8 protein-coding genes are annotated in these 10,907 nt (G+C 59.1%); 5 read left to right on the forward strand and 3 right to left on the reverse strand.

What is annotated here, in order from left to right; genetic code table 11:
- Nucleotides 1-20 precede the first annotated feature (20 nt).
- A complete protein-coding gene (locus tag HMPREF2806_RS11765) occupies nucleotides 21-1,925 on the reverse strand; it encodes a DIP1281 family NlpC/P60 protein (RefSeq protein ID WP_070517796.1) in 1,905 nt (634 codons plus the stop codon).
- A 1,409-nt stretch (nucleotides 1,926-3,334) separates the two neighbouring features.
- Nucleotides 3,335-3,811, reverse strand: coding sequence for an Rv1476 family membrane protein (locus HMPREF2806_RS11770; RefSeq protein WP_070517797.1), 477 nt, complete (start codon nucleotides 3,809-3,811; stop codon nucleotides 3,335-3,337).
- A 303-nt stretch (nucleotides 3,812-4,114) separates the two neighbouring features.
- On the opposite strand from HMPREF2806_RS11770, the gene can reads away from it, so the two are divergent.
- From can to HMPREF2806_RS11795, 5 genes are all read left to right on the forward strand, one after another.
- Entirely contained in the window at nucleotides 4,115-6,931 is a 2,817-nt protein-coding gene (gene can, locus HMPREF2806_RS11775) for an aconitate hydratase (protein WP_219722545.1), read from the forward strand.
- Nucleotides 6,932-7,110: 179 nt separating this feature from the next.
- Nucleotides 7,111-7,683 (forward strand): TetR/AcrR family transcriptional regulator, encoded by a 573-nt coding sequence (locus tag HMPREF2806_RS11780; RefSeq protein ID WP_070517799.1) that lies wholly within the window; start codon nucleotides 7,111-7,113, stop codon nucleotides 7,681-7,683.
- Between the two features lie 48 nt (nucleotides 7,684-7,731).
- On the forward strand, nucleotides 7,732-8,523 hold the full coding sequence (locus tag HMPREF2806_RS11785) for a hypothetical protein (RefSeq protein ID WP_070517800.1): 792 nt from the start codon (nucleotides 7,732-7,734) through the stop codon (nucleotides 8,521-8,523).
- Nucleotides 8,524-8,626: 103 nt separating this feature from the next.
- Nucleotides 8,627-9,331, forward strand: a complete 705-nt coding sequence (locus tag HMPREF2806_RS11790) for a hypothetical protein (protein ID WP_232745456.1) — start codon at nucleotides 8,627-8,629, stop codon at nucleotides 9,329-9,331.
- A gap of 128 nt (nucleotides 9,332-9,459) precedes the next feature.
- Nucleotides 9,460-10,206: a hypothetical protein gene (locus HMPREF2806_RS11795; protein ID WP_070517801.1), complete on the forward strand. Its 747-nt coding sequence runs from the start codon at nucleotides 9,460-9,462 to the stop codon at nucleotides 10,204-10,206.
- Here the strand turns inward: HMPREF2806_RS11795 and HMPREF2806_RS11800 are convergent.
- The gene (locus HMPREF2806_RS11800; protein ID WP_070517802.1) at nucleotides 10,203-10,889 is read right to left on the reverse strand and encodes an SDR family oxidoreductase; all 687 of its coding nucleotides are present in this window, start codon (nucleotides 10,887-10,889) and stop codon (nucleotides 10,203-10,205) included. The genes HMPREF2806_RS11795 and HMPREF2806_RS11800 overlap by 4 nt on opposite strands.
- Nucleotides 10,890-10,907 lie beyond the last annotated feature (18 nt).

The following is a 10,907-nucleotide window of genomic DNA, read 5'->3' on the forward strand; positions in this document are numbered from 1 at the left end:
CAGTCTAGCAACGCGCCTTGTTAGATCAGGCGCACGGCATAGGGGGCCATGCCGCCTTGGCGTACTGGGGTGATACTGACGTTTTGGCCAGACTGGGGAGCTTCAACCATGGTGCCATCACCAAGGTAGATCGCCACGTGCTGGTTGCCGTTCGGGCCATAGAAGATAAGGTCGCCGCGCTCCATTTCGCTCGGAGAAATCTTCGTTCCCTTCTGGTACTGGTAACCGGTGTAGTGCGGCAAGGAGATACCCACACCCGCGAAGGCATACAGAACCAGACCCGAGCAGTCGAAACCAACCTTGTTGTAGTCACCGTGGGAGTCTGCAACGCCTCCATCACGGATGCCCTTGGTAGGGCCATTTGCGTCACCGCCGCCCCACGCATACGGAACTCCGACCTGGGAGGTGGCGCGCTCAATCACGGTCTCGATCTTTGCTTCGCGGGAGGCGTCGCCCAGCGTTGCCGATGCCTCCTTGGTCACGCTGTCGGTGGTATCAAGCTCTTCTAGGACGCCGGACACATCGGAGGCAAGAGAATCCTCGTCCTCAGTGGCCGTGGTTGTGGATGCCGATTCGCTCGTCGACGTCTCGGTGGATCCCGCTGCCGTGGACCCCGTGCTCTCGCCTTCGCCCTGAAGAGCAAACAGCTTCGAAGAGCCCTGCACAAGCGCGTCGATCTCGTCCTGGGTCAAGCTGTTGTTGTGGTTAGGCTGGGACGCCGCCACCATCGAGGCGACGGTTCCAACTACGCCGATGCCGAGGGCAACAGTCTCAGGATCGATGTCACCCGGATCAAAAGAGCTGCCGCCTCGGGGCTGCCCTGTCTCCTTCTTCTCAGAGCCCGTTGCGCGAGTAGAAGACAGCTCCTGCACGTTTGGATCCGAAGCAACCGCGTTTGCAGCGCTTGAAAGTTCCTTCATCTCCTCCGCAGAGGCCGCAGGGGTCGAGCGCTGTGCTTGGAGCGTAGGAGTCTTGGCATCAGAGGCCGAAGGGCCAGCCGGTGCGTTGGTCGTGGACTCGGCGGCAGTCGTTGTGTTGGCGGGCTCGGACGGGACTACCGTGGGCTCATCGGCGTCGTCGGTGGCCTCGGTGGCGTCCTGCGTATCGCTCTGCACCTCCGAAGTCAACGCTCCATCGTTGACCTCTGTTCCAGCCTCAGGGGTTGACACTTCATCTTCGTCAACCCCCTTAGCTTGATTGAGGGCCTTATGGAGAGCGGAGAGTTGTGAGAGAAGATCATCGCGCTCGGATGCCGAATCCTTGATGGAGGCTTCGGAGGCGGTGAGCTGATCGCGTGCCGCGGTCTCGGCATCGGCGGCCCGGTCTGCGCGCTCCTCAGCAAGCTGCTGGGTCTTACGCAGCTGAGATTCCTTATTGGCCTTTTCCGTCCGCTGCTTTTCCAAGTCACGCAACACGGCCTGTTGCTTATCGGATTGTGAACGTAGATAGGACTGACGCTCAAGCATATCCGAGCGGGCATCCTTACCTGCTGCATGCGCAACGGTGTCGGAGGTATTGGCGCGGCGGTAGGCCGAACGTGAGACCTCGTCCAACTTTGCTTGCGCATCCGCGACATCCGCCTGCGCGGCGTCGAGTTGCTCGCGCGCCGTCGTGGTCCCCTGGCGTGCCTGGGCCGCCTTGGTCCGAGCGTCGTTGAGATCGACGAGCGCCCGGTTCACAGATTCGCGTTGGATACCGATGGCCGCTTCAGCTTGAGCGATACGTTCCTCGATCTGCGCGATAGCGCCGGCGAGGTCAGCGATGGACGGATTATCGGAGGATAGCAGGGAGTCAATGTTGAGCTGCTCAGGTTCCGCCGCCACTGCAGGAGTGAGCGAGGAGGCAGTAGATAAGGCTGCAGTGGTCGCAATAGCAGCGAAGGCTGCTTTGAAGCGCCGGAAGCCGAAGGATGATGTGGTGGCCACGAGAGTTATCTCCTAGACACCTACCCATGTAGTTGTGCATCCCTACAGTATTTCCTCATGGCTGGGCGAAGCCGGATGCGGCAGCAGAAAACGTCGCTGGGACTTGAGGTTGCTTCTTCGCCAATAGCGAGTAGGTACTGCGGGGTGCGTCGCCTCCCCCACCACTTCGAAGCTGAAAGGTTGCATGCGTGCCTAAGGAAAGCCGTGCGCTTCCTAGAGTTACGCCTTCGAGGCTGATGAAGCGGTAATGGATACGCGAACAAGAGTGGTCGAACGAGGCATGTACGTCCTGGCGCAGGCAGGAGTATTCCTGCGTTCGTGCCCCTAAAGGGCACTGTGTCCTGCCAACAACGGAGACACTAAAGGTACTGCGCGGGCGCTGTGTATGCACCAACGTCTCATCAGACCGCCGACCCAATCTTCCAGTTGCAGAGCGTCCCTCGCTCGATAGCGAGTACGCCTAGGACTAGCCGCGATCCGACGACGAAGGGGCACACCTCTGGCTGAGGGCCACGTCTCTCACGGTTCCTCCTCGCTGGACGCCGCGCTCGTGAAAGCAGCAACTCGCGCCCACATGGCACAAGTGCCCGCCTCCATGGCTGGCACCCAACCGGAAACCGGAAGAGCATACGGCCGCTTCTTGCCCGCTACAAAGACGCGCACAATGAAGTGTGTGAAGCCTCTTCCACTCGGAAGGTAGGTGTTTCGATTTTTAAAAGTTGAACACTGGTACCGACTGCCTCGAGCAAACTGTTCTGCTACTCGCGTCAGCAGCGACACGACGTTCATCCACCAGGCGGTGAACCCCAACTGTTCCCTTCGCTCGTGGCGTGCTTCCCCACATACCCGTGCGACAAATCAATTGAGAGTCAAGGCTTGGTCCATGAACGTATGGAGCAATAGTCAACCCGTGAGTCGATACGTGAACCATACGTCACCGACACGCCATCTCGCACACTTTCCTCAACTTTCACATCAGCCACGTGCGGCCACAGGGCATGACAGGAGCACCTAACCTGCAATGACTTTGTTACCAAGGTGTGATTGTGATGTTTGTCACTTTTAGGTAACGCCCGCTCCCAAGGTCTGTTTCCAAGTCGGCCTGTCAGTGCGTGTGTGGCGTCACGCCTTGAGGCTTGTCTCACCGACCGCTCTCGTGATTGCCCCAGATTGCTACATCCGTCCTTCATGTCGGACTGGGGCACGATGCTCTAGCGGGCCATTTGACCCTCGGTGAAATTTCACGGCCTGGCAAGCCCCGCAATCACGGATAACTTGCCGTTCGGCGCGCGACGCAAACCACTCCCCCGCTTCGAAAGTAAAGGGATAGTGGTTGACTTTTGCCACTTCCCCACTCCCCTGCCGTCAGGCCCCAACGAGTAGCGAAGTGCGCGCCGTAGTTATTCCGCCTATTTTTCGGCGATCAAATTGTGCCGAGCAGACGCGCGGAAGGCTATCCATCCGACGGCCGAAGCGAGGCAGAAAAGGAGCCCCAGAATGATTCCCCATGGTGCTGAAAAATGGTCAGCGGTGGCATAGAAATCATTGAGCAGCGTGACCTGATCGAGACCGGTTGGCAACGCATCTTCGGCCGCCTCCAAGGTTGCGCGGTCATAAGAATTGCTCACCGCGGAGACCTTCATGGGCGCCTGCAGGATGACGGTGTCTAGCCCTGTCTGTTGCTGGAGGGTTGTCGCTAAGTCGCGGAGATCCGGAATCTTCTCCGGGAAGACGTCAACCACTGCGATACCGTGTCCGGGTTGCAATGAGGCTGAGATGTGGGCCTGGAGGCCGTCGTCAAGCGCCAGCTCCGGATTAGAGAAGGCAACGCCGTCGGCTGACAGCTGTGCGGCAATATCGTCTACATTTACGTCCGCCGGGATCATCTGCCACTCCTCGTTGTCTTGTAGCGCTTCGGTTCCCCAGATTCGTGGTCGAGCCTAAACCGCCGGACCCGGGCAAGCTTCGCGACGCGCCGCTACCCCCGAAATGGATGAAACAGAACGCGCGTACTGTTATAGTGGTGTCGACCGAGGGTTCTTACATCTACAATGTATTAGAGAACATGCGCGTTCAAAGATCGTCGACACGCTTGGCCTCCTGAAAGGTCAGTGCTAGTCGGATAGTTCGACGAACCCTCGACAAGTGTTCGATAACCCACAAGCGAAAAGCAAGGAATGGAGCTCCTTATGACTGAAAGCCTGAACTCCTTCGGCGCCAAGAAGACTCTTGAGGTCAACGGTAAGTCTTATGACTACTTTGACATCAACGCAGTCGAGGGCCTGGAGAAGCTTCCGTACTCCCTCAAGGTTCTGGCTGAGAACCAGCTGCGCTACGAGGACGGTAAGAACGTAACCAAGGATCACATCAACGCTTTGGCCAATTGGGATCCGTCCGCTGAGCCGGATACTGAGATTCAGTTCACCCCGGCCCGCGTTCTCATGCAGGACTTCACTGGCGTCCCTTGCGTGGTGGACCTCGCAACCATGCGTGAGGCTATCACCGCACTCGGTGGCAAGCCGGACCAGGTGAACCCGCTCAACCCGGCCGAGATGGTTATTGACCACTCCGTCATCGTCGAAGCCTTCGGCTCCACCGAGGCCCTTGAGAAGAACGTGGAGATCGAGTACGAGCGCAACCAGGAGCGCTACCAGTTCCTGCGCTGGGGTGCTGAGAACTTCTCCAACTTCCGCGTTGTCCCCCCGGGAACCGGTATTGTCCACCAGGTCAACATTGAGTACCTCTCCCGCGTGGTCTTCGACAACGACGGTCTCGCATACCCGGATACCTGTATTGGTACCGACTCCCACACCACCATGGAGAACGGCCTGGGTATCCTAGGCTGGGGCGTTGGCGGCATCGAGGCAGAGGCCGCAATGCTGGGCCAGCCGGTGTCCATGCTGATCCCGCGCGTTGTGGGCTTCAAGCTCACCGGCGAGATTCCGACCGGCGTGACCGCTACCGACGTGGTTCTGACCATCACCGAGATGCTGCGTCAGCACGGCGTGGTTCAGAAGTTTGTTGAGTTCTACGGCAACGGCGTGAAGGCTGTGCCGCTGGCCAACCGCGCCACCATCGGTAACATGTCCCCCGAGTTCGGCTCCACCGCTGCAATCTTCCCGATCGACGAGGAGACCATCAAATACCTCGAGCTCACCGGCCGCCCGCAGGAGCAGATCGACCGCGTCGAGGCATACGCCAAGGCTCAGGGTATGTGGCTGGAGCAGGATGCTCCGGAGGCAGAGTACTCCGAGTACCTCGAGCTGGACCTGTCTACCGTGAAGCCGTCCATCGCTGGCCCGAAGCGCCCGCAGGACCGCATCCTCCTCTCCGAGGCCAAGGAGCAGTTCCGTAAGGACCTGCCAACCTACGCTTCCGGTGACGTCGTCGTCGACGAATCCACCGTTGAGGCCAAGCGCATGACCGCCGAGGGCGGCGACGAGAACTCCCTCGTTGACGTGACCGGTGGCCTGAACAAATCCCGCGCAGGCGAGGGTGAGTCCGCTGCCAAGGGCAGCTCCGGTCGCCAGTCCAACCCGGTGACTGTCACTTCCCCGAACGGCGGTGAGTACACCCTGGACCACGGTATGGTTGCCATCGCTTCCATCACGTCCTGCACCAACACCTCCAACCCGTCCGTTATGGTCGGCGCTGGTCTTATCGCACGTAAGGCTGCTGAAAAGGGCCTGAAGTCTAAGCCGTGGGTTAAGACCATTTGTGCTCCGGGTTCCCAGGTTGTCGATGGCTACTTCCAGCGCGCAGACCTGTGGAAGGATCTGGAGGCCCTGGGCTTCTACCTCTCCGGCTTCGGCTGCACCACCTGTATCGGTAACTCCGGCCCGCTGCCGGAGGAGATCTCCAACGCCATCAACGAGTATGATCTGGCGGCTACCGCGGTGCTTTCCGGTAACCGTAACTTTGAGGGCCGTATTTCCCCGGACGTCAAGATGAACTACTTGGCTTCCCCCATCATGGTCATTGCCTACGCTATTGCGGGCACCATGGACTTCGATTTCGAGACCCAGCCGCTGGGCCAGGATCAGGATGGCAACGATGTCTTCCTCAAGGACATCTGGCCTTCCCCGCAGGAGATCGAGGACACCATCCAGCAGGCCATCTCCCGCGAGCTCTACGAGGCTGACTACGCCGACGTGTTCAAGGGCGATGAGGCATGGCGCAACCTCGATGTCCCGGAGGGCGAGACCTTCAAGTGGAACGAGGACTCCACCTACATCCGCAAGGCTCCGTACTTCGACGGCATGCCGGTTGAGCCGGAGCCGGTTCAGGACATCAAGGGTGCTCGCGTCCTGGCCAAGCTTGGTGACTCCGTGACCACCGACCACATCTCCCCGGCCTCCTCCATCAAGCCGGGTACCCCTGCCGCTCAGTACCTGGATGCCAACGGTGTGGAGCGCCAGGACTACAACTCCCTGGGTTCCCGTCGTGGTAACCACGAGGTCATGATGCGCGGTACGTTCGCTAACATCCGCCTCCAGAACCAACTGGTCGACGTCGCCGGTGGCTACACCCGCGACTTCACCCAGGAAGGCGCACCGCAGGCCTTCATCTTCGACGCCTGCGAGAACTACAAGGCAGCCGATATCCCGCTGGTTGTCCTTGCTGGTAAGGAGTACGGCACCGGTTCCTCCCGTGACTGGGCTGCTAAGGGCACCAACCTGCTCGGCGTGAAGGCTGTCATCACTGAGTCCTTCGAGCGCATCCACCGCTCGAACCTCATTGGTATGGGCGTTATTCCGCTGCAGTTCCCGGAGGGCGAGTCCCACGAGTCCCTCGGCTTGGACGGCACCGAAACCTTTGACATCGAAGGTATCGAGGCTCTCAACGAGGGCGGCATTCCGAAGTCGGTTCACGTAACCGCCACCAAGGAATCCGGCGAGACCGTTGAGTTTGATGCCAAGGTTCGTATCGACACGCCTGGTGAGGCCGACTACTACCGCCACGGCGGCATCCTGCAGTTCGTTCTACGCCAGATGGTCAAGGCCTAAACCAACCTTCCCCACCATGCAGGTTCCCCGGATACGGTGCGGCCTGCATAGTTAGGCGGATAGGCCAGCTAGCAACATCGAGTGCTGGCTGGCCTTTCTGCTTCTCTCCCCCCTCATCCCTTCATACTTCTGTCACCTGTCTATCCCCCCAGCCGTGCTTAAGGAGCTTTTCCCCAACCATGCCGATTATGAGCGACTCCGAACTGAACCGCCGCCGCCATGACATTCTGGTTGGCGCACGTAAATGCTTCGCTGAGCACGGCTATGAAGGTGCCACGGTTCGACGCCTCGAAGAAGCCACGGGCAAATCGCGCGGGGCTATCTTTCACCACTTCGGCGATAAAGAGTCGCTCTTTTTGGCCCTGGCCCGGGAAGACGCGGCCCGCGAAGCCGAGGTTGTAGCAAACAACGGTCTCGTTGAGGTAATGAGCGAGATGTTGCGTCACCCAGAGCGCCACGATTGGCTCGCCACAAGACTCGCGGTGACCTCGATGTTGCGCACCGATCCCTCCTTCGCTGCTCGGTGGCATGAAGAGCAGCAGGTTTTGGATAAGGCGGTTCGTGCGCGCTTGGAATCAAACGCCGAGAAAGGCCGGCTGCGCGACGACGTCTCTATTGATACCCTCGTGACTTATCTGGAGACCTTCATGGACGGCTTTATCAACCGCCTGGCCCTCGGGGACACAAAGAATCTAGAACAGGTGTTGTCCTTAGTAGAGCAATCGATTCGTGGCCCACACGCCGGTCACTAAGCGCTTAACACTCAGTGCCGGAGTGTGGTTGACGCTACACTGTGGCGCATGGACCATACTCCCCTACAGCTTCCGCGGACGCAGTGTGGAATTAGTCTGAACGCCACACCCCTGCTTGCCCCGAAAGAACAGCGTGCCCACGATGCTCAGCCGAGCCCGCGAATGGACAATTCAGGGATCCGCGAGGTCATCGAGGAGGCTGGGCCCCAGCCTGGGCGCCTTAAGCTCAGCGACCTGGCAGTCTGGGTCATCATAGGTCTAGTTGGACTATTTATGTGCAACATGACGCTCTCTTTCTTCGCTGGTGATTTTGGTCCTCCGCGATTCAGCTTCTCTGACATCGGCATATTTTCGCTAATCCCTATCATTTTGTGTTTCCTCAGCGCGACCTTTGTCGCTGTGAGCCTGTGGAACATCCTCAAGGAAATCGGTAAAGCTCGGCGTTTGCGCACCGCGTGGCGCAATGGCTGGGTAGAATACCGTCCCGCTCTCATCGGTGAGTTGGTTTACCTGCGCAGCAAAACCGAAGGTCCCGATGATCGTGAACGGACCTATTTCTATTACTCCGCGCCGCTCATGATCCTTCAATCAGACGGCGCACTGGCGAAGGCCATGTCCGGTGAGTTCCGCGCAAACAACCCGAACTGGTTGAGATCACGTGGCGCTGCACTGGCAGAGGGCTCCCGGATCGCTACCGTGGATACTGCGAACAATAATGGCTGGACCGTCGCTGCTTACCGCACCGACGGAACGAGCTCAGAGGCGGAACTCTCCAATGGACTCACCGGCCGCCAAGTTGATGCCGTTCTCCAATTCGCCGAACAGCATTGGGTGCGCTAAGCCGCTGTTCGATTGGTTGGTCCGCCGCCCAACACGGGTCCTACTCCCCATTGGGTGTTGAACCGACGAGAAAGGCAGCTCTAACCCCTTTACACTGTGATCCATGACGCAATCTTCTATTCAATTGCCTCGGTCACCGCTGAAATTTGATGCAGCCAGCGCCGGCTCCCTCGCGCCTAAGGAATTAAAGGAGCACGATCAGCAGCCGAACCCTAACGTGGACCGCAGCGGTATACGCGAAGCTATCAATAGTGTCGGGCGACCGATCGGCCATACGAATCTCGGCGCGATCATCTTTGGATTCATCTTCATCTCCATGGGTGTCATGTCCCTATTCTTCACAGTGTTCCATGTGCTATTCCTCTTTGTCCTATTTCCGGGCGCAGACGGAACGAACGGCGGGATACCAATAGCCAGCATTATCAACGGGCTTGCCGCACTGGTATTCATCTTTGTCGGAGTCATGCTCGTGCGGGGTCGCTGGGGAAGGAGAACTAGGTTGCGGACCGCCTGGGCGAATGGGTGGGTTGAGTACCGTCCTGCGTTAATCGGGGAGCTCGTCTACAAGCGCCGCGTCGACTACAACGACAACACCGACTACTATTACACCGCCCCGATACTCATCTTGCAGCCAGACGGCTCGTTGACAAAGGGCATGACAGCGGAGTTCATCGCTCCGAACCCGAATTGGCTGAAGCTTCGCGGCCGGCTGCTCGCCGATGGCCCCCTTGTCGCCACCGTTGACTTCAACCACAATAACGGCTGGAGTGTGGTGGGATACCGCGCCGACTCGGACAAACCGCAATAGAACTCCAGCATGGTCTGCGCAAGAAGAACATCGAGGCGGCGCTGTCTTTTGCTGAGCAGAACTGGGTAAAAGGTTAACGCTCAACAGCGTGCCATCGTGACGCCCACCTTCTTCAGGAGCCCACCACAATGTCTCAGCAAGCGATAGCCCCCTTCGACTTTCCGGATCATGAATACTCCGAAAGGCTCATTCCTCGTAGCTTAAGGGAAGTATCTTCGCCAAACCCTTCTCCTACAACAGCTGCCGTCGGTCGCGCCATTGCCGCAGCTGGGCCACTGCCGGGTGGATCCACATCTGGATGGAAGAACCTGCGAACCAACCTCATCGTGGCGGTAGTGCTACTCGCTATCGCGATATCAGCCATTATCGGCGAAGATACGTCCATCAGCTCGGGGTGGAAGGGATTGGCCGTCGCAGTCTTTGTCCTCGTGCTCGTGGTCGCGGCAGGGAGACAGATTCGGTCCATTCGCAGTTCAACGTGGGGCGCACGCCGACTGGGCACCGCCTCAGAAAAAGGCTGGATTGAGTACTATCCCGCTCTGCTCAGCGAGATCTGGCAGACCGGTCGGCACGTGCCGCATGCCGATCCCACCGAGTACTACTACAAAGCCAAGGTGCGCCTCTTCCTCCCCGACGGCACAGTTCAAGAAATCATCAGCGACGAGTTTGAATCCCACACGTCTCCCCGGGCCTTCCGCGAGCAAGGTATTGCCGTGGTGCGCTTCCAAAGCCAAGCTACCTTCGAGCACACCACGGGGTGGTACATCGCCGCCCACCTCGCTACTAAACCTTTTCGCCAGGCGAGCTTGCACAACGGTCTGACCCGCGAGCAAGTAAGTGCCGGGCTTAACACCGCGGCTTCTCCTGCATCCTAGATGTCCTTAACGCTGCCTTCACCATCGATGAACTCCAGAGGCGAGGCTGGGAAGCTATCGCGGCGAGCAACCTCAGCGACAACCTCGGCGACAAGCTCCCGGGAAGTCGTCATGTCGCTCGTGCGCTCGGCGTCGTTATCGAGCACAGTAATGCCCTGGGAAGGCTCTTCCGTGAGCGCTGCAGGACCCAGAATGAGGTAGTTGAGATCCGTCGAATTCAGCCTATTGTCTACGGCCTTCTTGGACTCCACGTAGGCGTACCACTTCTCATCCGCAGGGTCGGTCGTGTTCTCCGTAGCTCCCATATAGGAAATCATCACGTAGGCCGGGGTGTGCTTTCCCTCCTCCGCTAGCTTCTCCAAGCCAGCGATGGAAGCGAGTGCCGCATCGCGGTCGACTGCCCACGTCACCTCTGCGCCGGCGCGGCCGCCGTTGCCGGCGCCCCAGACGACGACGTCATAGTCAGCCAAAAGCTCTGCCCAGTCCTCAACAGAAAGCTCGGTGAGATCGCGCACCACTGCGGTGGCGCCAAGGGCCTCAATGTCGGCAACCTGGTCGGGGTTACGGATAAGGGAATGGACGGTGAGGTTGGCGTCGACAAGCTTTGGCGCCGCCAAAAGCCCAACCTTTCCGTGGCCGCCGATGTACAGAACCTTCTTGCGTGCAGTTGGGGTTGCCCGCAAATCGTGGACACGTAGTGG

The sequence above is a fragment of the Corynebacterium sp. HMSC076G08 genome (assembly GCF_001811515.1).
In the GTDB taxonomy this organism is placed as follows: Bacteria; Actinomycetota; Actinomycetes; order Mycobacteriales; family Mycobacteriaceae; genus Corynebacterium; species Corynebacterium hiratae.

Bases quoted from the DNA above. Each gene is read 5' to 3' on its own strand.
- can (WP_219722545.1), top strand. From the start codon at position 4,115: ATGACTGAAAGCCTGAACTCCTTCGGCGCCAAGAAGACTCTTGAGGTC.
- HMPREF2806_RS11795 (WP_070517801.1), top strand. From the start codon at position 9,460: ATGTCTCAGCAAGCGATAGCCCCCTTCGACTTTCCGGATCATGAATAC.
- HMPREF2806_RS11780 (WP_070517799.1), top strand. From the start codon at position 7,111: ATGCCGATTATGAGCGACTCCGAACTGAACCGCCGCCGCCATGACATT.
- HMPREF2806_RS11785 (WP_070517800.1), top strand. From the start codon at position 7,732: ATGGACCATACTCCCCTACAGCTTCCGCGGACGCAGTGTGGAATTAGT.
- HMPREF2806_RS11790 (WP_232745456.1), top strand. From the start codon at position 8,627: ATGACGCAATCTTCTATTCAATTGCCTCGGTCACCGCTGAAATTTGAT.
- HMPREF2806_RS11770 (WP_070517797.1), bottom strand. From the start codon at position 3,811: ATGATCCCGGCGGACGTAAATGTAGACGATATTGCCGCACAGCTGTCA.